The sequence below is a fragment of the Roseburia hominis A2-183 genome, from assembly GCF_000225345.1.
GTDB lineage: Bacteria > Bacillota > Clostridia > Lachnospirales > Lachnospiraceae > Roseburia > Roseburia hominis.
On sequence record NC_015977.1, the window covers coordinates 3072476 to 3095000 of the forward strand.

Annotated in this window: 18 protein-coding genes, 8 tRNA genes and 1 rRNA gene (1 of these 27 only partly in view); 4 read left to right on the forward strand and 23 right to left on the reverse strand. The window is 51.2% G+C overall.

Annotation, left to right across the window (positions count from 1 at the left end):
• From RHOM_RS13775 to RHOM_RS13785, 3 genes are read right to left on the reverse strand one after another with little or no spacing between them, the layout of a single operon-like run.
• Window positions 1-936 carry a D-2-hydroxyacid dehydrogenase gene (locus tag RHOM_RS13775; protein ID WP_014080913.1) on the reverse strand — a complete coding sequence of 312 codons (936 nt, stop codon included), beginning with the start codon at window positions 934-936 and terminating at the stop codon, window positions 1-3.
• 19 nt (window positions 937-955) lie between these two features.
• Window positions 956-1804: a patatin-like phospholipase family protein gene (locus RHOM_RS13780; protein ID WP_014080914.1), complete on the reverse strand. Its 849-nt coding sequence runs from the start codon at window positions 1802-1804 to the stop codon at window positions 956-958.
• A 1-nt stretch (window position 1805) separates the two neighbouring features.
• Window positions 1806-2285 (reverse strand): NfeD family protein, encoded by a 480-nt coding sequence (locus RHOM_RS13785; RefSeq protein WP_014080915.1) that lies wholly within the window; start codon window positions 2283-2285, stop codon window positions 1806-1808.
• 166 nt (window positions 2286-2451) lie between these two features.
• Between RHOM_RS13785 and RHOM_RS13790 the strand changes: the two genes are divergently transcribed.
• Window positions 2452-3171, forward strand: coding sequence for a hypothetical protein (locus RHOM_RS13790; RefSeq protein ID WP_014080916.1), 720 nt, complete (start codon window positions 2452-2454; stop codon window positions 3169-3171).
• Here RHOM_RS13790 and RHOM_RS13795 read toward each other — a convergent pair.
• The 4 genes from RHOM_RS13795 to RHOM_RS13810 are packed head-to-tail and all read right to left on the reverse strand — an operon-like array spanning window position 3166 to window position 6717.
• Window positions 3166-4194 (reverse strand): S66 family peptidase, encoded by a 1029-nt coding sequence (locus tag RHOM_RS13795; RefSeq protein WP_044025062.1) that lies wholly within the window; start codon window positions 4192-4194, stop codon window positions 3166-3168. The genes RHOM_RS13790 and RHOM_RS13795 overlap by 6 nt on opposite strands.
• A gap of 41 nt (window positions 4195-4235) precedes the next feature.
• Window positions 4236-4934, reverse strand: coding sequence for a hypothetical protein (locus tag RHOM_RS13800; RefSeq protein ID WP_014080918.1), 699 nt, complete (start codon window positions 4932-4934; stop codon window positions 4236-4238).
• A gap of 38 nt (window positions 4935-4972) precedes the next feature.
• Window positions 4973-5833 carry a YitT family protein gene (locus RHOM_RS13805; RefSeq protein ID WP_014080919.1) on the reverse strand — a complete coding sequence of 287 codons (861 nt, stop codon included), beginning with the start codon at window positions 5831-5833 and terminating at the stop codon, window positions 4973-4975.
• On the reverse strand, window positions 5830-6717 hold the full coding sequence (locus RHOM_RS13810; RefSeq protein WP_014080920.1) for an LD-carboxypeptidase: 888 nt from the start codon (window positions 6715-6717) through the stop codon (window positions 5830-5832). Before RHOM_RS13810 ends, RHOM_RS13805 begins: the two co-directional genes overlap by 4 nt.
• 290 nt (window positions 6718-7007) lie before the next feature.
• Between RHOM_RS13810 and RHOM_RS13815 the strand changes: the two genes are divergently transcribed.
• A tRNA-Gly gene (locus tag RHOM_RS13815) sits at window positions 7008-7078 on the forward strand.
• 399 nt (window positions 7079-7477) lie between these two features.
• Here the strand turns inward: RHOM_RS13815 and RHOM_RS13820 are convergent.
• Window positions 7478-10939: an ABC transporter permease gene (locus RHOM_RS13820; RefSeq protein WP_044025065.1), complete on the reverse strand. Its 3462-nt coding sequence runs from the start codon at window positions 10937-10939 to the stop codon at window positions 7478-7480.
• A gap of 29 nt (window positions 10940-10968) precedes the next feature.
• Window positions 10969-11670 carry an ABC transporter ATP-binding protein gene (locus tag RHOM_RS13825; protein WP_014080923.1) on the reverse strand — a complete coding sequence of 234 codons (702 nt, stop codon included), beginning with the start codon at window positions 11668-11670 and terminating at the stop codon, window positions 10969-10971.
• A gap of 197 nt (window positions 11671-11867) precedes the next feature.
• Here RHOM_RS13825 and RHOM_RS13830 point away from each other — a divergent pair, with 197 nt between their 5' ends.
• On the forward strand, window positions 11868-12497 hold the full coding sequence (locus RHOM_RS13830; RefSeq protein ID WP_044024698.1) for a TetR/AcrR family transcriptional regulator: 630 nt from the start codon (window positions 11868-11870) through the stop codon (window positions 12495-12497).
• On the opposite strand, the gene RHOM_RS13835 is transcribed toward RHOM_RS13830, so the two are convergent.
• The 6 genes from RHOM_RS13835 to RHOM_RS13860 form a co-directional block, all read right to left on the reverse strand.
• Entirely contained in the window at window positions 12409-14451 is a 2043-nt protein-coding gene (locus tag RHOM_RS13835) for an ABC transporter permease (protein WP_014080926.1), read from the reverse strand. The two genes, RHOM_RS13830 and RHOM_RS13835, sit on opposite strands and share 89 nt — an antisense overlap.
• Window positions 14444-15217, reverse strand: a complete 774-nt coding sequence (locus tag RHOM_RS13840) for an ABC transporter ATP-binding protein (RefSeq protein ID WP_014080927.1) — start codon at window positions 15215-15217, stop codon at window positions 14444-14446. The genes RHOM_RS13835 and RHOM_RS13840 overlap by 8 nt, the downstream gene beginning before the upstream one ends.
• Window positions 15218-15326: 109 nt before the next feature.
• Entirely contained in the window at window positions 15327-16367 is a 1041-nt protein-coding gene (locus RHOM_RS13845) for a sensor histidine kinase (protein WP_014080928.1), read from the reverse strand.
• Window positions 16368-16376: 9 nt separating this feature from the next.
• A complete protein-coding gene (locus tag RHOM_RS13850; RefSeq protein ID WP_014080929.1) occupies window positions 16377-17048 on the reverse strand; it encodes a response regulator transcription factor in 672 nt (223 codons plus the stop codon).
• A 10-nt stretch (window positions 17049-17058) separates the two neighbouring features.
• Window positions 17059-18108 carry a 3-deoxy-7-phosphoheptulonate synthase gene (locus RHOM_RS13855; protein ID WP_044024699.1) on the reverse strand — a complete coding sequence of 350 codons (1050 nt, stop codon included), beginning with the start codon at window positions 18106-18108 and terminating at the stop codon, window positions 17059-17061.
• Window positions 18109-18212: 104 nt separating this feature from the next.
• Complete coding sequence (locus tag RHOM_RS13860; RefSeq protein WP_143761738.1) at window positions 18213-18704, reverse strand: MATE family efflux transporter; 492 nt, start codon at window positions 18702-18704, stop codon at window positions 18213-18215.
• Between RHOM_RS13860 and RHOM_RS13865 the strand changes: the two genes are divergently transcribed.
• Window positions 18703-18984, forward strand: coding sequence for a site-specific integrase (locus tag RHOM_RS13865; RefSeq protein ID WP_408639123.1), 282 nt, complete (start codon window positions 18703-18705; stop codon window positions 18982-18984). The two genes, RHOM_RS13860 and RHOM_RS13865, sit on opposite strands and share 2 nt — an antisense overlap.
• 160 nt (window positions 18985-19144) lie before the next feature.
• Here RHOM_RS13865 and RHOM_RS13870 read toward each other — a convergent pair.
• The 8 genes from RHOM_RS13870 to RHOM_RS13905 form a co-directional block, all read right to left on the reverse strand.
• A tRNA-Lys gene (locus tag RHOM_RS13870) sits at window positions 19145-19217 on the reverse strand.
• A gap of 24 nt (window positions 19218-19241) precedes the next feature.
• Window positions 19242-19314 (reverse strand) — tRNA-Phe (locus RHOM_RS13875).
• A gap of 20 nt (window positions 19315-19334) precedes the next feature.
• Window positions 19335-19408: transfer RNA gene (locus RHOM_RS13880), tRNA-Met, on the reverse strand.
• Between the two features lie 39 nt (window positions 19409-19447).
• Window positions 19448-19529: transfer RNA gene (locus tag RHOM_RS13885), tRNA-Tyr, on the reverse strand.
• A gap of 29 nt (window positions 19530-19558) precedes the next feature.
• Window positions 19559-19631: transfer RNA gene (locus tag RHOM_RS13890), tRNA-Thr, on the reverse strand.
• A gap of 15 nt (window positions 19632-19646) precedes the next feature.
• A tRNA-Val gene (locus RHOM_RS13895) sits at window positions 19647-19719 on the reverse strand.
• A gap of 9 nt (window positions 19720-19728) precedes the next feature.
• Window positions 19729-19802, reverse strand: a tRNA-Asp gene (locus RHOM_RS13900).
• 50 nt (window positions 19803-19852) lie between these two features.
• Window positions 19853-22525 (reverse strand): 23S ribosomal RNA (locus RHOM_RS13905) (it continues 216 nt past the right edge of the window).

A 22525-nucleotide genomic window follows, 5' to 3' on the forward strand; every position in this document is an offset into this window, starting at 1 on the left:
TTACAGATGGAAAAATTCCCGGATCTGTCCCTCAATGATCTTCATCAGACGCGCGCGTGCCTCAATGCTTGCCCATGCGATATGCGGCGTAATCATCAGCTTATCACTGTCCTTGATCTCACGCAGCGGATTGTCTGCCCGCATCGGCTCCGCCGAGAGCACATCCAGCCCCGCTGCAGCGATTGTACCGTTCTTTAACGCCTCCGCCAGATCTTTCTCCACCACGATCGGTCCTCTTCCAAGGTTCAGGAAAATCGCAGATTTTTTCATTTTTGCAAACGCCCCGGCGTTCATAAGCCCTTCCGTGTTGGCATCCAGCGGCGCATGCACCGACACGATGTCCGACTCCGCGAGCAGCGTGTCAAAATCCACTCTCTCGTATCCCGGCTGATCGTGCTTTCCGGAGGTGGAATAGTAGAGCACCCGGCACCCGAACATACCCGCAATGTCCGCCACTCTTCTGCCGATCGCGCCCAGGCCGATGACGCCCCATGTCTTTCCGCTCAGCTCATGAAACACATTGTCAAAATGTGTAAAGGAAACATCTCCCACATATTTTTCTGATTTTACATACTCATCATAATAATGTAACTTTTCAAGCAAATAGAACAATAACGCAAACGTATGCTGTGCCACTGTCTCCGTGGAATAGCCCGCCACGTTGCGCCATGCAATCCCGCGCTGATCCAGATATTCCTTGTCGAGATTGTTGGTTCCCGTCGCCGTCACACATACCAGCTTTAAGTGCTCCGCCTCGCCGATGGACTGCTCGTTGATCACAACTTTGTTGAGAACAATCACATCCGCATCCCGGGTGCGCTCTCTTGCCTCCTCGGGTGTGGAAAATCCGTATTTTACAACTTCACCAAGAGCATCATAACCGGACAGATCAATGTCGTCACCAATTGTCTTTGCATCCAAAAATACAATCTTCATCGTTTGTTTTCTCTCTTTCTTATCCCAGATATGCACGCAGTTTTTGCATGCTTCTTTCTGTCAGTTCATAACCCTCGTCGTAAAGTCTCCGGAGCTTGATGACGTCCGTGGTTGTCCGTCCCACCCCATAAGTGGATTCCGGAGCGATGACGAGGATTTTTCCCTCCTGCTCGAGTTCCTGCAGTCTGGTCATACATTCATTGTAGCGCTCCGCCCGGGAATCCATGCTCTCCACAATCTTCGGATATTTCTTGTACAGCTTATCCGTAAGGCGGACTGCTTTCTCCGTCTTCTTCACATATCCGCGTTCTCTTGTAAGCACCACGATGAGTCTGTCGCATCCCTCCGCCAATGCGTGTTCATACGGGATGGAATCGGCAATCCCGCCGTCCAGATAATAATGTCTGCCAAGCTTCACCGGCTGGAAAAGGATCGGCAGCGAACAGCTCGCCACCAGCGTATCGCGCATATCCCGTCCCCTCGGCACTTCGACATATTCGGCTTTTCCGGTATGAATGTTGGTCACTGCCGCTTCGACTTTTCCCGGATACGCCGCAAACGCGTCATAGTCAAACGGAATCAGTTCATTCGGCACTTCCTCAAACACGAACTTCGTATTAAAATACGCTTTTTCGTTCCGGTTAAAAAGATGCCGCATGCCCATATACCGCTTGTCCGCAATATAATTTTCCACTACCTCTATATTTCTGCCCTTCTGCCCCGACAGGTAGGATACACCGTACGCAATCCCGGCGGAGACGCCGATCAGATAATCCGGCATCAACCCCTCCTCCAGAAACGCATCCATCACTCCACAGGAGAACACCGTACGGTTGGCGCCTCCCTCAAATACCATTCCAAGCTTCATATTATTCTGCCTCTTGCTCTGTCTGCGGCGGTGTCGGAACCTGCGGCATCAGTCCGCTTTCCGTGACATACATGGTCACACCGCGGATCTCCTTTACCTTCACGATCGTTCCCGCCTCATATCTTTTTCCATCCTCGCTGGCTCTTGCCGTCCACTCCTGTCCCTTGTAGACCGCAGTGCCGGTTCCTCTCTGATTATCCACCGTCTCCGTCAGACACACGTTTTCACCGATCGCCTGCTCGTAGTTGGTCCGGATCAGGTGCGGCTTTAAATACTTCATCGCCCACGGCCGGGTAAATGCCACCAGAACCAGGGAGACCACGAAAAATACGCCGATCTGCCAGCCCAGTCCCACGCCGCACAGGCACAGAATCAGGGAAATCAGCGCGCCCCCTGCGAACCAGATGGACGTCAGTCCTACCGTCGCAATCTCAACCAACACAAAAAGAATTATCAGACCTATCCAGATCATTGCTTCCATATGATATCCTCCTCTCACACATCCCATTTACCAGAATTCGTATTTCCTGCTTTCAGGCGAATTCTTTGGAATTTAGTATAGCATATCCGTTTTTTGTTTTCTATGGTTAATTCTATGCCGCATTCTGCCGAAACATATTAGAGAATCTTTTTAAGGAGGAATCACTATGTCAAATACAGCGTATATCGGATCCGGCACCACCTTAAGTTCCAAATATTACCTGCGCAGTTTCTACCGTTCCGACCGGGAAGCCGGCACTTCCTCCAAACGCCGTGAATTCAGCGGCAACCAGCTCGCTCTCGCCGACGGCAGGGCGCTCCGCAAGGCAGTGCGCCGGCTGACATCCTCTGATTTTTCGGACGACCAGGGCACCAATACGCGCAACAGCGTGCTCGCCTATATCCAGACCTACAACAACATGCTTTCCTCTGCCGGCAGTTCCTCGGACCGTACCTTAGAGCGCAATGCAAAGCAGTTGAAAAATATTACAAGCGAATATTCTTCCGAACTTGACAAGATCGGCATCACCGTCAATGATGACGGCACGCTCACAAGCCGTACCACCCTGTTTGAAAGCGCAGATCTCTCCAAGTTCAAAGAACTGTTTTCCGCTGACGCGACTTACATGCAGCGCACTTCAACGTATGCCAAACGGTTTGCAAACCGCGGTGAGGCGCTCGTTACCTCTGATAACAACCTGCTGATGCAGAAAAAAAATGCCGCTGCCACAGGTTCTTCCGCAGCAGACGGCACCACTTCATCCGGCACCACAGAGAAACTGGATGATGGCACTGTCACCACCGCGGCACAGATCGTATCCCAGAGTCTGGATCTGGATACCCTCTTAAACACCGGCATCGGCAAAAATATTAACATTATTCTATAAATATTCCATCTTCACGGAGATGTCATTTCCGTTCACCTGCACCGTTGCATAGCTTCCGCACACCAGCGGCATCATCGGTGCAAGGTGTCCGATATCCACATCCATAACGACCGGCACCCCGTAATCTTTCAACAGATCCCACACCGCATGGTACTGGTCCAGCCCCATCAGTTCCTGCCCGTAGACGGCAGGTCTTCCGATCAGAAAAGCTTTCACATGGGAAAACCAGCCGGCATGCTTCATCTGCCAGACCGCCCGCCGGATCGCCATCACATTAAGATCACAGGATTCCAGGAACCAGATCATACCGTCATTCTTATACTTTTCCACAAACCCGGTTGTTTTATCATAAGTTGTCCCCAGAAGATTCACCAGACAGTCCACACATCCGCCGATCAGGCGTCCCTGCACCGTAAGTGCCTCCGTCGGTTCCGGGAAAACATGCAAAATTCGCTGTTCCGTGACATGGTATGGCACAAGCGGATGCTCGGCATCTTTTAAGCTTTCCTTTTCCCAGAGATCATATCCGTTTACCGTATGCTTCTGTCCGCGCAGAAGTGCATATGCATCCGAAAGACTCGGATGCCACGGCTCCATGCCGAACGCTGCCGCACACGGGCCGTAGATCGATGCGGTATCACAGAGCGTCGCTAAAAGATATGTCATGTTTGTATTGTCGGAATATCCCATGTACCACTTCGGTACCGCTGCCCGGATCTGTTCAAAATCCACCGCGTCCAGTGTCTCACACATCAGTTCCCCGCCACCGCAGGAGATCAGCACCTCATTCTTATCGCTGCAATAATACTCTGTCAGTTCTCTGCCGCACGCCTCCGGCGTGTTGCTGATCCCGATTCCGCAGTCGGCATAACAATTCGGTCCGAGATCCAGGGGATGTCCCATTTCCCGGAATTTTTTCTGTGCGTTCAAAAATGCGGTGTGATACGGCTCAGTCGCACACCCGAAGGATGGCGCCACAAAACCGATCGTTCCATGTTCGGATAAATTTTTCGGATATCTCATCTGTGTCTGTCTCCATTTTCTTTTATTTTCCACCGGCAGATCTATGGATTCTGCCGTCTCCACTCTGCTTCCCTTTTCTGTTCTTCCAGGGACGCCCGGTACCCCTGCATATTTTTCCGGATATGCGCCAGGCTGATGGTTCCCGTTATCTGCTCCGCCGGATGATCCATCCACGGCTTCTGTTTCTCAGGCGGATAGATCGATGCGATCGTATTGCTTCCGATCCGCAGTCTCTGCCCCTCGAGCAATATCTCATTCGTCTCCACAGTGAGCGCAGCCTCCCACGCATTCCACGGGAGCAGTCCTTGCGCAAGTACCGTTGTACCGCGAAGAATGAGATACGAGACGCCCGTTTCCTTCGGCGTCACCTGTAACATCTTTGGTTGCTCCGGTCTGTGCATGATTTTATCAAACAGCCAGTCAAGCGGCTTTAAAATAAGAACCGTCAAGACCAGCGCCATACCGTAGGAGACATCGCCGACCACACCGCCCCAACAGGAAAGCCAGACGGAAAATGCCGGCGTCTGCCGCTGTACCGCAAACAGATAAACGACCGTGGCACAGAGCACAAACGCGTCAATGATGATCGTCACAATGGCAAACGGCATCAACTGTTTTTCTTTTTTGATGCCCCATGCGGCGTAGCTGCTGCGCTCGTCCTCCGTATAAAGAACCGGCAGATAGTAGGTTTCCGCCCCGGCAGTTTTGTATGAACTGTCTGCGTTATCATAGATTTCCATGTATGTTTCTCCCTTTTACAACAGTTGTATCGCATTCTTCATTGCTGCCGCTTCGGCTGATAGCGGATATCTGACACCGTGTATACCGTAATGAATGCATGTGGGTCCTCACGACTGATATAATTCATGAGTTTCTGATACTCCGCCTTGTCCACGATGGCGATGATTTCGTTCCGCTTCTGCATATTGTATGCACCGATCGACTCATAGATCGTCGCTCCACTGTGCAGATCCTCTATGATAAACTTGCGCAGTTCTTCTTCCTTTTCGGTGATGATGCAGACACGGCGCTTCATGTCATGGTCAAAAATAAAATGATCCAGCACAATACCGTTGAAATATGTACCGAGGATACTGAGCACAACCGTCTTCTTGTCATAGACGAGTGCCGCCGAAAGCGCCACACACATGCCGGACAGCGACATGGCTTTTCCCAGCTCCATATGCAGATATTTGTTCATGATCTTTGCCACAATGTCCAGTCCGCCGGAAGACGCATTCCGGTTAAACAGAATGCTGAGTCCCACACTGACCACCAGAATATAGCACAGCACATCCAGTTCCTGGCTGCCGGTGAGCGATTCGTAATCCGGGAAGATTCTCTCAAAAATTCCCAGAAACACCGGCAGCGCCACACTGGTGTAAACCGTCTTCACGCCAAATTCCCTTCCGCAGGTAAAAAATCCGATAATTAAAAGCACAACATTTAAGATCATCGTGATCGCGGACAACGGCAGCGGTATAAAATTGGACAGCACGATTCCAAGACCGGAAATGCTGCTGACGGATGCGTGGCTCGGCACCAGAAAAAAGTATACGGCTGTGGCGATAATCGCCACGGCAGCCGTCAGGATTGCCGTCTCTTTCGCTAGTTCTGTGTATGTCATCTCTTTTTTCATCTGGTTTCCAACTGTCTCCTTTCAGCATCTGTAACAACGCTTCGACATTCTTCGTCTCCGCCGCAGTATATCCTTTCTCCGATCCGGATCGCTTTCGCGTCATTTCCGTGACCGATTTCCTGTGTCTTTGCGATCGGAATCTGCGTCCCTGCCGCCTCCCTCACCAATGCAGTGATATCCGGGCTGCACGCATGCGCCTCCATCGCCGTAAATGTTCCGAGCAAAATTCCTCCGACCTTCTCAAACGCCCCCAGCTGCTTTAGCTGCGCCAGATACGTCGCCATCTGCGGCACTTCGCCGCCGTATGCTTCCAGCAGCAGAATCTTGTCGCAAAGATCCGGAAAATAGCGGGTTCCCGACAGCTTCAAAAAGCAGCGGATATTCCCGCCGACAACAACGCCTTCCATCTTCTCCCCCTGCACAAAGCGAACCTGCGGGTCAAACAGCGCCGCACGGTTCTCAAATCTCCGCCGCTGCACCTCTTTTCCCTCTCCCCAGACCATGTTCTTGACCTGATAGAGCACGCTGCTTTTCCCGGTCTGTGCATAGATGGCGTTGATGACCGTCGTCAGATCGCTGTAGCCCCAGAAAACCGCCCTGCTTCTTCGGATGGCGGCATAGTCCAGCCCGTCCAGCACCTGATTAGCGAGATCTCCTCCGGAAATGTCATAGATCTCCTCCACCTCCGGGTCATTGAAGAAACGCATCAGTTCCGCGGCGCGCTCTGCTCCCGTACCTGAAAATGCGGCATTTTTTTCATAGATATCATTGCTCCATAAAACCTTGTGTCCCGTTTCCTCCAGATACCGTGCCAGTTCCTCGTTCTGGCTTCGATATTCTTCTTTCTGCCCGTTGGAACACGCCACGATTGCAACTGTTTTCATTGGATTTCCCTCTTCCTGTATCGCAGTGCCGGTACGGGAAATCAAAGATTTCCCGTACTGACGGGTATTCGCCCTATCATCCACGTCTTTGTTTCATGCCCACTTTTGCCTTCGCGAACATTATATCCTCTTTTCTGCGCCGACTTCTGCGCATCCGAAGTTCCGCAGGAACTTCTAATATGAACTCGTCAGAGTTCATTATATCATATTCATCTCCACTTCAACACTGATCTCTCACAGAAAGTGGTTGCAATCTTTTTTATTTACGCTATAATAATAGTATGTGTTTTGCAGACATAGTACATCGGTAGTATATCAGCTTCCCAAGCTGAGGAGGCGGGTTCGATTCCCGTTGTCTGCTTATTCCAAAAAGCCCGGTAAAATCCATTATGGATTTTACCGGGCTTTTATTTTGTCTTTGGTGGTCAGACCCCCCGCCGCACTTTTCGCATATCATAATAGAGCTTGAAGCGTAATCCTATTTCCAATATCCTCCTATTGCAGAATTGTTACATAATTGTTACAATTCTTTTGTGCTTAGCTAACACAAATAAGAATAAGGAGGACGAAACTATGTGCTTTAACTTCAATAGCTGTTCCGAGTTATTTACTGCTCTTTGCAAATACTTTAACCTCGGATGTTAATTACCCACAGGATAAACGATGCAGATTCTGACATCCGCATCATAAAACACAGGATGTAACACATCCCAAAAGCGCCGGCACCGATGAACTTCACCCATCGGTGCCGGCGCTTTTTCTATTCTACACTCTTTAAAGCTTCCACCGGATCAATTTCATCCAGGGAGCGGTTCGTCAGCAGATCCACCAGGATCGCAAACAAAAATGAGAGGCCTGCCGCCATGGCATAGCTTTTCCCGTGAAGGGACACCGCCAGATAAATCGACGGCATGTTCAAAACATACGTTAAGGTCTGCGCAAACGCATATCCCAGCGGAATTCCGCAGACAATGCCGATCGCCGTGAGTATCATGGTCTCTTTGTTGACATACAGATGCACTTCACGGTCAAAAAATCCCAGCACCTTAATCGTCGCCAGCTCTCTGCTCCGCTCGGAAATATTCGTCGTAGACAGCGTAAATAAAACCACGAACGCGAGCGCCGCCGCCATGATAATCACAATGTAGACCACCATATTGATCAGGGTGAACGCATCCGAGAACTCATCCGAAAGCTCCTGCTTGCTGGTGTAGGACACGATACCCTCTTTTCCGCCGAGATCATCTGCATAGGCAATTTCATCCGAACATTCTTCCGACAACTTTAAAAATACTCCGTTCGGTTCATAATCGCCAAACAGCGATTCATAGGTTTTCTCTGTCATATAGACGTTATTGCCGAGGTAATTGCGGACGAGACCGCTTACCGTCACTTCCCGCTGATTCAGATCCTGATCCTGAATCTCCACCTGATCGCCGGCCGCAAACCCAAGCACATTTGCCGCATTCTGCGTCACCAGAATCTCGCCGTCCAAAAGGCCGATCTCCTCATCCTTAAGATTGTACAGACCAATGTACTCTGCAAGAGGCTCATCCCCCGGCACGACAATCATCTGTGCCTTTTCTTCCTTCCCGGCAGCATTCTTCAGCTTCACCGTGGAAATCTGCACGTTCAGCGCACTTTGCACATTCGGATCCCCATTTACATAGGAAAGAATCTTGTCATTGTCGGATGCTGCCCCCGCCGCCATGACATCATACCGGTACACATTCTCATACTGGCGCGGCAGCAGGTCTGTCACCGAATCCCTCACCGCGAATCCGAAAAGTAAGAGCGCCATGCATCCCATAATTCCCGCTACGGTCATGAAAAGACGCTTTTTATAGCGGAACAGGTTGCGGGCGGTCACTTTATTGAGAAATGACAGGCGCTTCCATACCGGCGTGATGCGCTCCAGCAGTACGCGGGAGCCTGCGCGCGGCGCTTTCGGCCGCATCAGAACTGCCGGCATGTGTACAAGTTCCGCTTTACATGCACAGGCGGTAGCGATGACAATTCCGGCCGCAAAAAGTGCAGCTCCGCCACATCCGAGCAGCGGCATAAAGCGCAGCAGATATTCCGGGAACAGATACATCGTATCAAAAATCCGGAAAATAATCTCCGGCAGAAGAACAAATCCGCACACATTTCCCAGAATTCCGCCGGACACACTCGCCGCACATGCATACACCAGATATTTTCTGCGGATCTCACGATCCGTAAAGCCGAGCGCTTTGTAGGTTCCAATCAGACCGCGGTCCTCCTCCACCATACGGGTTATCGTCGTCAGGCTGATGAGAATGGCAACAACGAAAAATACCATCGGGAACACCGTACCGATCGCCTCAATCGACGCCGCATCGCTCTTCACATTGGCATAACCGCTCAGAGACGTGCGATCCTGTACATACCACTGTGTCATGTCAATGTCCGCAATCTTTTGCTCTTCCTCCGCAATCGTCTCATTGAAGTCCGCAAGATTTTCTTCATATTCTGCCTTGCCGTCCGCGTATTCCGTCTCACCTTCAAGCAGCTTTTCCCGTCCTTCGGCGAGATTTTCCTCACCGTCCTTTATCTGCGCCGCAGTCTCCTGTTCCTTTTGCGCCAGCTGCGCCTCGCCTTCGGAAAGCGCCATACTGCCGTTCTCCAGCTCTGCTCTCTTATCGGCAATCTGCGATTTTCCGAAGATGATCTGTGCTTCCCCTTCGTTCAGTTCGTTCCATGCCGCATCAAACTGCTGCCGTGCCGTCTGTTCTGCCGTATCCAGCTGCGCCTGTGCCTCGCCGAGCGCCTGGATTGTCGCCCGCACATTTCCCAGTCCCATTGCAAGCTGTACCAGCTGATCGGCTGTGGGTTGCTGCAGCGCCTCCAAAAACGCACTCTGGCTGTCCGCCACCAGTCCCGGCACCGCCGCCTGTGCCTGCGAGGCATCCTGCTCTGCGACCACCGCTCTTGCTACGGGTAAATACGCCTCCACTGCCGCCTGCACATAGGCGTCCCAGGCCTCAGCGGGCCATGCTTCCCCGTACGCCTGGATGACCTCCTGCGCCTGCGCTTCCAATGCCGCCTCCGTCTCCGCTGCCTGTTTACTGCTCTCTGTAAGCTGTGCGCGTGCCGCGTCTAACTGTGCATAGGTTTCCTCTTCCTTTGCCGAAAGCGTCTGCTTACCGGATGCCACCTGCGCCTCGCCTTCCGAAAGCTGCTGCTCCGCTGCATCCAGCTGCGCGCTGCCATCGGCAATCTGCTGCTTTCCCGCGGCAATTTCATCTCTCGCTTCCGCAAAACCATCCTCCGCCTGCTGTTTTTCCGCATCAAATTCCTCCTGGCCGTCGGAAAGTTCCTGCCAGCCCTTATCCAGCTCTGCTCTCGCATCGGAAAGCTGCTGCTCTGCCTCAGCAAAGGACTCTTCCGCCTCCGCTTTCGCATCCGCAAGCTTCTCTTTCGCCTCATCCGTGACTTCCACGTACCGTGCCTGCTCCCGATTTTCCTTAATCTGCGTTTCAATCGCATCCGTCACCTGTGCGACCTTTTCCTCATAGGCATCGGAATAGCAGAACAATTCTGCAGCACCATCGACGGTAAGGCAGACTTGTGTGTAAATATCGCTGTCTGCCGCCTCCGGCAAGATGAACACAGTGTCATCCTCCGACTGCCCGGAGCGGAACGCCGTCGCTCCCTTTGCATTGTTGACATCCTGCACATCCACCACAATTCCCGTTACGGTAAAGCGGCTGCAGAGCAGCGAAGACTCCTCATCATCTGTTGTATCCACCGCGATGACATCCCCGATGCCGCATCCCGTCTCATCGGCAAACGCGGTTGTAACGGCGGTCTCATCCGCACTCTCCGGCAGCCTGCCGGACAACACATACGGCTGATTGATTCCCCTGTCATTCAACGTGCAGACTGCAATGCTGACCTCATGATCGTTTACTTTCGCATGTACCGTCTCACTGTAGACGCCGACCGCATCCGCGACACCGTCCAGTGCCTTTAACGCATCCACATCCTTCTCCGTAAGTCCGAGCGTCGAGACGACACTGATATCGTACAGTCCCTGTCTGTCATAAAACTGATCTGCCGAATAGCGCAGATCCATGCAGGCAGCCCGCAATCCGGTGAGCATTCCGACACCCAGAATCGTGATCAGCATGATGGAGAAAAACCGTTTTTTCCCCTTGCGGATCGCCCGCCATATCTCCTTATTATATGCACTCTTCATCAGTATCCCTGCCTTTCTCTTCTGCCCCGCTACCACTCGATCTCCGCGATCGGCGTAGGGTGCGCATTGCAGGTAATCTCTGTCACCTTTCCGCTCTTAAAGCGGATCAGGCGGTCAGCCATCGGTGCCAGCGCAGAGTTGTGCGTAATCAGAAGTACCGTAATCCCATCGTTCCGGCAGGTATCCTGCAGCAGCTGCAGAATCTGTTTTCCGGTGTTATAGTCAAGCGCTCCCGTCGGCTCATCGCAGAGCAGGAGTTTCGGATTCTTGGCGATCGCACGCGCGATAGACACCCGCTGCTGTTCTCCTCCGGAAAGCTGCGCCGGAAAGTTATTTTTGCGGTCCGCCAGTCCCACTTTTGTGAGCATCTCCCCGGCATCGAGCGAATTTCTGCACACCTGCGCCGCAAGTTCCACATTCTCTATCGCTGTGAGATTCGGCACCAGATTGTAGAACTGGAATACAAACCCGATATCGGTACGCCGGTATCCGACGAGCTGCTTTTTGTTATACTTTGCAATATCTCTGCCATCCACCTTGATCTCGCCCGCAGTCGGCACATCCATTCCGCCTAAAATATTGAGCGCCGTCGTCTTCCCTGCACCGGAGGAACCGAGAATCACTGCCAGTTCGCCCTTCTCCACAGAAAATGAGGCTCCATCCAGCGCTTTGATCGAAGTCTCACCTGTCTTATATTCCTTCGTTACATTATTAAATTCGATATATGCCATAAAAGGCCGCCTTTCTTCCCAGACTCTGTTTTTTATCTCTATGCAGATTCCATTTTCTATGCCTAATGTACTCCCCGCGCTGCCTTTCATCAATCAACAGATTCTCCGCACGTGTTAAAAAATTGAAGACAACACGTTGTCGTGCTATAATTTACGTGAAGACAAAATGAACACAAATCTTATACCGGGAGGTTTTCATGAAAAAGCAGCCCCATATCACAGAACAGACCAAAAATAATCTGCGGATCGCTTTCTGGTCTCTCTACGCGCAAAAACCGATAGAAAAAATCTCCATCAAGGAGATTACCGAGCTTGCCGGTTACAACCGCGGCACCTTTTATCTCTACTATAATGATGTATATGATCTTCTTCATCAGATTGAGGAAGAAATCCTCGGGAAAATTACAGATGTTCTGAATGATTCTCTGGAAAAAAATGATACCTTTGACCTTTCCGGTCAGATGGGAATTCTTTTAGATCTGATGCAGACATATGAAACCTATGCTGCTGTACTCTTAAGCGATCATGGCGACCCGCATTTTGCGACCCGCCTGAAAGAAGTGGTATGGCCCCTCTTAAACCGTTATTTTGTTCCCTCGGAGGGACATGACGATTACGAGATGGCACTTCTTGCCGATTTTTACCTGTCCGGCCTTCTCGCCAGTGTCATTCGCTGGCTGCAGAACCCTAAAATGACACTGGAAGAGTTTTTGGATTTTATGGTGGGAACCATTTTCCCTAAACCTGATTCCCCACAATCTTATAGTAGCTGCGGGAAGTCAGCGCAAACACCAGCAGATAAATCAGCAGAAACACCAATGCCGTAACCGCAACGCATAAGGCAAACAGTGCGGTATTGTTGAGGCTGAACGCCGCCAGAATCCATTTGATCATCGGGAATGCCATGACAACATGAAGTACTGCTGCCCCGATCGGCAGGAAAAATACCGTCAGGATCTGTGTACGGATACTCCGCTTTACCTCGGCATTGCTCATGCCGACCTTCTCCATGATGGCATACCGTTCCTTGTCCTCGTAGCCTTCCGAGATCTGCTTGTAAAAAATGATCAGCACCGTCACCATGAGGAACATCGCGCCCAGAAACAGACCGATAAAAAGCAGACCACCGTTTAAGCTGTAGTATTCATCCCGGTTCTGTGCCCGGCATTCGACATACGTTCTAGAATAAGAGTCCTTTGCATCATCCGACGGATGCCCGTCATTGTATGCGGTAATCGCCGCATGAAGCGTATTTTCCGCTGCCACTTTTTCTTCTGCTGTTCCGTCTATGTCAAACGCCATATTGTATTTGATCTGCAGGCTTACACGCTCCTCGTCCCAGTTCTGTTTCAACTCCGTAAAAATCTGCCCCAGCGCCTCCCTATCCGGCACAATCATAAATACACTGTCGTCTGCCATGTCATCCAGATAATCGTGATCCGTCTCAGGATATGCGTAGATCTGTTTTACCTGATATGTCTCGTTGTCAAGCGCCAACGTCCCTTTTTCATAGGCAGAGGATGCTGCCAGTGCAATCTCTCCGCAGCCAAGTTCCCCGACCGTTTCACCGGTGTAATTCTCCCAATCGGATTTTGGCAGAATCGTGAGCAGCACCACATCACTAATACTGTAATCTGTGCCTGCCCCGATGCCGGTCACGGAAAATCCATCGTCCGTGCGCACCGCGGTCAGCGACATGTTCAACATGGCGCTGTGCCCCGTCAGTACCCGTCCGGAATCCTTCAGGGATGCTTCCGCCAGGGCATCCACTTCCTCCGGATGTTCCGGCATTGCATTATAGTAGGACACCACAGACACCTCATGTGCAAAACGCCGTTTTAGGGCGTCTTCCACTCCCAGATACATACACAGGGTGGTAGAAACCGTCACCAGAACCATCGTCGACAGAATACAGATATTGGCAAGTCCCACCGCGTTCTGTTTCATCCGGTAGATCATACCGGAAACCGTCGTAAAATGTCTTGATTTGTAATAATAGTTTTTATTTTTCCGAAACAGTTTGAGTACGGCAATACTGCCCGCAGTAAACAGACAATACGTTCCCAGAATCACAAGCAGCACCGCCACAAAAAACATGGTAATGGCAGAGACTGCGTCCGCCACCGTAAGCGCCAGATAATAGCCGCCGCCGAGTGCCGCCGCTCCGATCACCGCCAGCAGCACTTTCGTCTTCGGCTCCCGCTCTCCCGCATTGGCGCTGTGCAGCAGTTCCATCGGATTGGAAAGCTTTATCTGCATAAAGTTATAGAAAAGTGTGACCGCGTATATACAGCCGAAAAGCACCAGCGTGTGGCGGCATCCCGTCAGCGAAATGGTAAACGGAACGCTCTGGTTGAATCCTGTCATGCGGTACAAAAGCATCGTCATCAGCTTGCCGAATGCAATGCCGAACAACAGGCCTCCGCCGATCGTAACCGCCGCCGTAAACAGCATTTCCAGAAAAAGCACCCTGGCGATATGTTTCTTCTCCATCCCAAGTATATTGTATACGCTCAATTCCCGCTTGCGCCGCTTCATGATGAAGCTGTTGGTATAAAACAGGAAAATCGCCGCGAACAGTCCGACAATGATCACTCCGAGCAGCAGCGTTACCGCCACATAGGCGCCGCCTCTCATCTGCTCCAGCCCCGGGTTATCCTGAATGGACATTACCAGATAGAACATCGCTGCCGAGAACACCCCCGCCAGAAGGTACGGCAGGTAAAGCTGTCTGTTATTGCGGATATTGACTGCTGCCAGTTTGACATATAACTTACGCATGACAGCCTCCCTCTTTGCCGGTGGTAAGAACCGTCAGCGTATCCGAAATCCGCACATACAGCTCCTCATTCGTCATATTCCCGCGGTACAGCTGATGAAATACTTCGCCGTCCTTGATAAAAAGAATCCGGTTGGCATGGCTCGCCGCTTTCGTGGAATGTGTCACCATAAGAATCGTCTGTCCTTCCCCGTTGATCGTGCCAAACAGCTTCAACAGTCCGTCGGTCGCCCTGGAATCCAGCGCCCCCGTCGGTTCATCTGCCAGAATCAGCTGCGGACGGGTGATCAGTGCGCGGGCAACCGCCGCCCTCTGCTTCTGTCCGCCGGAAACCTCATAAGGATATTTCTCAAGCAGCACATCGATCCCAAGCTTTTCGGCAATCGGCCAAAGCCGCTCCTCCATCTCCTGCACCGGTGCATCTGCCAGGACAAGTGGCAGAAGAATGTTATCTTTTAATGAAAAATGATCCAGCAAATTAAAATCTTGAAAAACAAAGCCCAGGTTCTCCCTTCTGAATTTGGAAATCTCCCTCTCGCCGAGTGTCACAATGTTCTTATTATTCAACAGCACTTCCCCCGCGGTCGGTTTGTCTAACGCCGCCAGAATATTAAGCAGTGTCGTCTTTTCTGAACCGGACTCTCCCATAATTGCGACATACTCCCCTTTTTCCACGGAAAAATTCAGATCTGCAAGCGCCTGCACCTGATTTCCCCCAAACCTTGTTGTATATATTTTTTTCAAATTATGAACTTCCAGAATAGCCATGTGTCTCTCTCCTTTCCTTGACTGTACCCAGTATAACAAAACAGAGAAATGCAAGCCATTTCTTTGGATTACATTTCTCTGCTGTTTCTTACGTTTTTGTAAGATTCTTCTATGACTCTTCCGGGAAGCCGATCATCACCCGGGTTCCCGTTCCTTCCTGCGATGTGATCGTAAAGCTGTGCCCCAGCTTTTTTAAAATTGTGCTGCAAAGATACAGCCCGATTCCGGTCGATTTCTGGTTGGCATGACCGTTATATCCGGTATAGCCTTTTTCGCAGACTCTCGGCAGATCCTCCGCGCGTATTCCGATCCCCGTATCGGTAATGGTAAGGCGTCCCTCCTCCATCCCAATCGTAATGCTCCCCTCATGCGTGTACTTGAGCGCATTCGACAACAGCTGTTCGATGACAAAGCCGAGCCATTTTTCATCGGTGAGCACCCGTGCCCCCGTCTCCTCGTAGTGCAGTACGATCTTCTTGCTGATGAAATGTCTCGCATAGCGGCGCACCGCCATCCGGATCACTTCGTCGAGATCTGTCTGCCGCAGCACAAAGTCCGTGGTCTCCGATCCGAGACGCATATACGAAAGCGCCATGTTCACATACTGCTCAATCGCAAACAGCTGCTGTAGTTCTTCATCCTTGCGCTTCTCCCTCTGCCGCTGCAGCCTTTCCCTGTCCGCTCCCAAAGGCTCCTCTGCACCGGGAATATCCGCTTCCTCCTCGATTAAAAGCTTTAGCGCCGCAATCGGCGTCTTGATCTGGTGCACCCACATGGTATAGTATTCCATCAGATCGCGCTTTTCGCTGACTGCCGTATTCCAGATACGCATTTTCTCCTCCGCCAAAAGCCCAAGCAGCCGTTGATAATCCTCCTCCAGGATTTCGCCGGGTTCCGGAAGATTCTCCAGCGATACCGTTATTGACTGCCGCAATGCCAGCAGTTCCCTGTGCCGTCTGCCGTAACTTATCCTATCCATCGTCACTGCAAGCAGCAGAATTCCCAGACACAACAGCATGCCGTAGGCAATCTCCCCGGCAGGCACTTCATTTAAAAATAAGACTGCCGTCATCACGATCCCGCAGCCAGTCACTGCGGCAATCCATTTCAGACGGCATTTTATGTAGGATCTTCCTATTTTCTGCTTCATCAAAATCCCCTACCCGATATGGTACCCGATTCCTTTCTTCGTCAAAATAAAATCCGGAAGTCCTGCTGCATCCAGCTTTTTCCGCAGTCTTCCCACGTTGACGGAAAGGGTGTTCTCATCCACAAAGCTGTCGCTTTCCCACAGCTTCGTCATCAACGTATCGCGGGACACGATCTTCTCCTTGTTCTCCATCAGCACCTGCAGTATCTTAAGTTCGTTTTTCGTTAAGTCCACCCGCGTCTCCCCGCAGGTGAGTGTCGCATCGCCCAGATTTAAGAGTGCGCCTCTATGCTCCAGCACCGTATTCTGCCCGGCAAAATCATAGGTGCGGCGCAGAAGCGCCTGAATCTTCGCGGTCAGCACATCCAGATCGAACGGCTTGGCAATGAAATCATCGCCGCCCATATTGACCGCCATGACGATATTCATATTATCCGACGCCGACGACACGAAGATTACCGGAACCTTCGACATCTCCCTGATCCTGCTGCACCAGTGGTACCCGTTGTAAAAGGGAAGCTTGATGTCCATCAGCACCAGCTGGGGCGCCGCCCCCGCGAACTCCTTCATAATATCGGAAAAATCCTCCACGCAGACCACATCATAATCCCAGCTTTCCAGATGCTTTTTTAAGCTTCGCGCAATGATCTCATCGTCCTCCACGATCAATATCCGGTACATTCTCTCTCCTTTACCACAGTTCCGCCAATTCGTAGATCAGCTTCTCGGTCTTCTCCCAGCCCAGGCACGGATCCGTGATCGACTTTCCGTAACAGCCGTCACCGACCTTCTGTGCTCCGTCTTCTATATAACTCTCGATCATCAGTCCCTTCACCAGCTTTCTTATCTCTCCTGACACCTTACAGCTGTGCAGGACATCCTTGCTGATGCGGATCTGCTCCATAAACTGCTTGCTGGAATTGGAGTGGTTCGTGTCTATGATGACCGCCGGATGTGCCAGCTCGTGTCCGGCTTCCTTCGCCTCTTCATAATGCTCCAGCAGATTCTGCAGATCCTCATAATGATAATTCGGAATATTTCTGCCAAACTTGTCCACATATCCGCGCAAAATGGCATGTGCATACGGATTGCCGGTCGTCTTGACCTCCCAGCCACGGTATAAAAACGTATGTCCGTGCTGTGCCGCAATGATCGAGTTCATCATAACGGAAATATCTCCGCCGGTCGGATTCTTCATTCCTGCCGGAATTCCCACGCCGCTTGCCGTCAGTCTGTGCTGCTGGTTCTCTACCGAGCGTGCTCCAATCGCCACATACGACAGCAGATCCGAAAGATAGCGGTGATTCTCCGGGTAGAGCATCTCGTCCGCACAGGTAAAGCCGGTCTCTTCCACCGCCCGCATATGCATGTGACGAATCGCAATGATCCCTTTTAGCATATCTGATTCCCGCTCCGGATCCGGCTGATGCAGCATGCCCTTGTAACCGATTCCGGTCGTGCGCGGCTTGTTGGTATAAATGCGCGGAATCATAAAAATCTTATCCGCCACCTTCTCCTGCACCGTGCGGAGTCTTGAAATATAGTCGATCACAGCATCCTCATTATCTGCTGAGCATGGGCCAATCACAAGAATCAGCTTGTCCGATTTTCCTTCAAAAATATTCCTGATCTCGTCATCCCTCTTCGTCTTGGTAGCTACAATCTGTGCACTGACCGGATGCTGCTCCTTTAACTCCTGCGGAGTAGGCAGCTTCCGCAAAAATTCCATCTCCATTTCCATATCTATTGATCCTTTCTGTCATACGCACTGCTGCATATGGTATCTTCTTATATTTTCACACTGCAACGCGTTGCAGTGTGAATCCACTTAAGTATGATACAGCTTTATGCCGGGACTGTCAACCTTTTTTCACTATAATACATAAGATTCCGCAACATGGCAAGCAACATCGCCCTGCCGTTTTTCCAGATGCTCTGAAACATCATGTTCGCGCAGACCGTCATCGGCTGAAAGAACAGCGCCACAAGCTGGACCCGGAGCGCCCCCTCTCCGATCGCCACCACCTCGGGATCTTTCTGAAATACCGCCACAAGCTGTGCCGGGAAAAACATCCCGATGACCGCAATCGCGCCGAGCAGCACTTCTCCCGCTGTGAGTGTGAAATAGAAGCCCTTCCGGACCCTTCCGTATTTTTTTGCGCCATAGTTGAATGCCGACACCGGCTGGAATCCCTGACCGATTCCAAGTCCGACCGAGAAGACGAACATGCAGATCCGGTTCACAATCGACATGGCAGCCACCGCCGCATACCTAAAAGAGTATTTGGCTGCTCTGCCCGGCTCATACCTTTTTACCTGCCGTGATGGGTCCATCATGACACATTCAGCGTATGTCAAGATGTGGCAGTTGATCGTGAGAAAAATGAACCATGCCGCCGGTGGTACCGGTGCGTTCCCAGTCATATCTGATCTGACCGCCCATATCTTCCGGCACAACTACTGCTCAAACCTCTGCTATCAGGTACCTGCGATCAGCATTAAAAAAATCGCCCAGCTGATGGGTGACACCGAAAAGATGGTGCTGGACGTCTACAACCACATCATGGACGAGAAAGAAGATGCCGCGGCGGTCGTGAATGATATTCTGGCGGTTTAATTTGCAGACGCACTGCGGACATTGGTGTCAAAATACCCCTTGCGGACGCGCTGCGGACATTAAAAATCATCAACTTTTGCTTACTTTTCCCTACTGGGAAAATGGCATAAAAAGAGCGGGAAGCCTTGAATTTACCGGCTTTCCGCTCTTCATTTCCTAATGAGACACGGGGGATTCGAACCCCCGACAACCTGATTAAAAGTCAGGTGCTCTACCAACTGAGCTAGTATCCCATATTATTTTTAAACAAAACACAATGCCCAGTTCCGGAATCGAACCAGAGACACGAGGATTTTCAGTCCTCTGCTCTACCAACTGAGCTAACTGGGCACAAATGCTTTCGCATTGAGTTGCGGGAATAGGATTTGAACCTATGACCTTCGGGTTATGAGCCCGACGAGCTTCCAGACTGCTCCATCCCGCGCTATGAAATTACTTCTGATAATATTTGTTATCAAAAGAATGGGCAGAGGTGGATTCGAACCACCGAAGCAATTTGCAGCAGATTTACAGTCTGTCCCCTTTGGCCACTCGGGAATCTGCCCATTTACACACAATATGAAATTATGTGAAAAGCCGATGATCGGACTCGAACCGATAACCTGCTGATTACAAATCAGCTGCTCTGCCAATTGAGCCACATCGGCATATATAATAAGAAATGGGACCTATAGGGCTCGAACCTATGACCCTCTGCTTGTAAGGCAGATGCTCTCCCAGCTGAGCTAAGATCCCATATAAAAACGACCCAAGCGGGACTCGAACCCGCGACCTCCGCCGTGACAGGGCGGCGCTCTAACCAACTGAGCCATTGGGCCATAAAAATTGTACCTTCAAAACTTCATACAGAAATCATCCAACAAACTTTTTGGTCAAGCCCTCGATCGATTAGTAACAGTCAGCTCCACACGTTACCGTGCTTCCACCTCTGCCCTATCTACCTTGTAGTCTTCAAGGGATCTTACTCACTTATGTGAGGGATATCTCATCTTGAGGGGGGCTTCACGCTTAGATGCCTTCAGCGTTTATCCCTTCCGGACTTGGCTACTCTGCCATGCCGTTGGTCGACAGCAGATACACCAGTGGTCCGTCCATCCCGGTCCTCTCGTACTAAGGACAGCTCCTCTCAAATATCCTCCGCCCGCGCCGGATAGGGACCGAACTGTCTCACGACGTTCTGAACCCAGCTCGCGTACCGCTTTAATGGGCGAACAGCCCAACCCTTGGGACCTGCTACAGCCCCAGGATGCGATGAGCCGACATCGAGGTGCCAAACCACTCCGTCGATGTGAACTCTTGGGAGTGATAAGCCTGTTATCCCCAGGGTAGCTTTTATCCGTTGAGCGATGGCAATCCCACTTTATGCCACCGGATCACTAAGTCCTAGTTTCCTACCTGCTCCACCCGTCGGTGTCGCAGTCAAGCTCCCTTCTGCCTTTGCACTCTTCAAATGGTTTCCAACCATTCTGAGGGAACCTTTGAGCGCCTCCGATACCCTTTCGGAGGCGACCGCCCCAGTCAAACTCCCCGCCTGGCATTGTCCCACCGCCGGATCACGGCGGCTGGTTAGAAATCCAATACTGCAAGGGTGGTATCCCAACAGCGACTCCCTTGAAACTGGCGTCCCAAGTTCTTAGTCTCCCACCTATCCTGTACATGCAGTACCGAATCCCAGTACCAAACTGGAGTAAAGCTCCATGGGGTCTTTCCGTCCTGGCGCGGGTAACCAGCATCTTCACTGGTACTTCAATTTCACCGGATGCATTGTCGAGACAGTGCTCAAATCATTACGCCTTTCGTGCGGGTCGGAACTTACCCGACAAGGAATTTCGCTACCTTAGGACCGTTATAGTTACGGCCGCCGTTTACTGGGGCTTAAATTCAAAGCTTCGCTTACGCTAACCTCTCCTCTTAACCTTCCAGCACCGGGCAGGCGTCAGCCCATATACTTCACCTTTCGGTTTCGCATAGACCTGTGTTTTTGCTAAACAGTTGCTTGAGCCTATTCTCTGCGGCCTGCGTTAGCAGGCACCCCTTCTCCCGAAGTTACGGGGTCATTTTGCCGAGTTCCTTAACAATGCTTCTTCCGCCGGCCTTAGGATTCTCTCCTCATCCACCTGTGTCGGTTTACGGTACGGGCACACATGAAACAATAGCGGCTTTTCTCGGCACATGGCTCACACGCTTCGCTACTTTAATTCGCTCCACATCACGTCTTCGGATTGCCTGGCGGATTTGCCAACCAGACTCCTTCTCCGCTTGTACCGGTATTTCCATTCCCGGCTCGTGCTCTCCACATGCGTCCCCACAGTTCTGTTCATATGTGGTACAGGAATCTAAACCTGTTGTCCATCGGATACGTCTTTCGACCTCTCCTTAGGCCCCGACTTACCCAGAGCAGATCAGCTTTACTCTGGAAACCTTGGATATTCGGCCGAGAGGATTCTCACCTCTCTCTCGCTACTCATTCCGGCATTCTCTCTTCTTATCCCTCCACTGCTCCTTCCGGTACAGCTTCGTCGGTCTTAAGAATGCTCCTCTACCAATCACTTACGTGATTCCACAGCTTCGGTGTTGTGTTTTAGCCCCGGACATTTTCGGCGCAGGACCTCTCGACTAGTGAGCTGTTACGCACTCTTTGAATGTGTGGCTGCTTCTGAGCCAACATCCTAGTTGTCTTTGAAATCCCACATCCTTTTCCACTTAACACACACTTTGGGACCTTAGCTGGTGGTCTGGGCTCTTTCCCTTTTGACTGCCCAACTTATCTCGTGCAGTCTGACTCCCATTCATCATCTACATGGCATTCGGAGTTTGATATTCTTTGGTAAGCTTTGACGCCCCCGCGGAAATTCAGTGCTCTACCTCCATAAGACTAAAATGAGGCTAGCCCTAAAGCTATTTCGAGGAGAACCAGCTATCTCCGGGTTCGATTGGAATTTCTCCCCTACCCACACCTCATCGCCACCCTTTTCAACGGATGTGCGTTCGGTCCTCCATTGCCTTTTACGGCAACTTCAACCTGGACATGGGTAGATCACCCGGTTTCGGGTCTACGGATACTGACTTGACGCCCTATTCAGACTTGGTTTCCCTTCGGCTCCACACCTTAAGTGCTTAACCTTGCCGGTACCCGTAACTCGCCGGACCGTTCTACAAAAAGTACGCGGTTGTGCATATAAAGCACTTCCACAGCTTGTAAACACAGGGTTTCAGGTTCTCTTTCACTCCCCTCCCGGGGTCCTTTTCACCTTTCCTTCACAGTACTATGCGCTATCGGTCACTAAGGAGTATTTAGGCTTACGGGGTGGTCCCCGCTCATTCCATCAAGGTTTCTCGTGTCTCGATGTACTCTGGATTCCGCCATGTCATCTTTCCTTTCGCTTACGGGGCTTTCACCCTCTCTGGCAGGCTTTCCCAAAACCTTTCTGCTAGGATTGACGAATCAATTATGCGGTCCGAACCCCGGAATGCACGCATTCCGGTTTGGCCTCTTTCCATTTCGCTCGCCGCTACTTTGGAAATCGATGTTTCTTTCTCT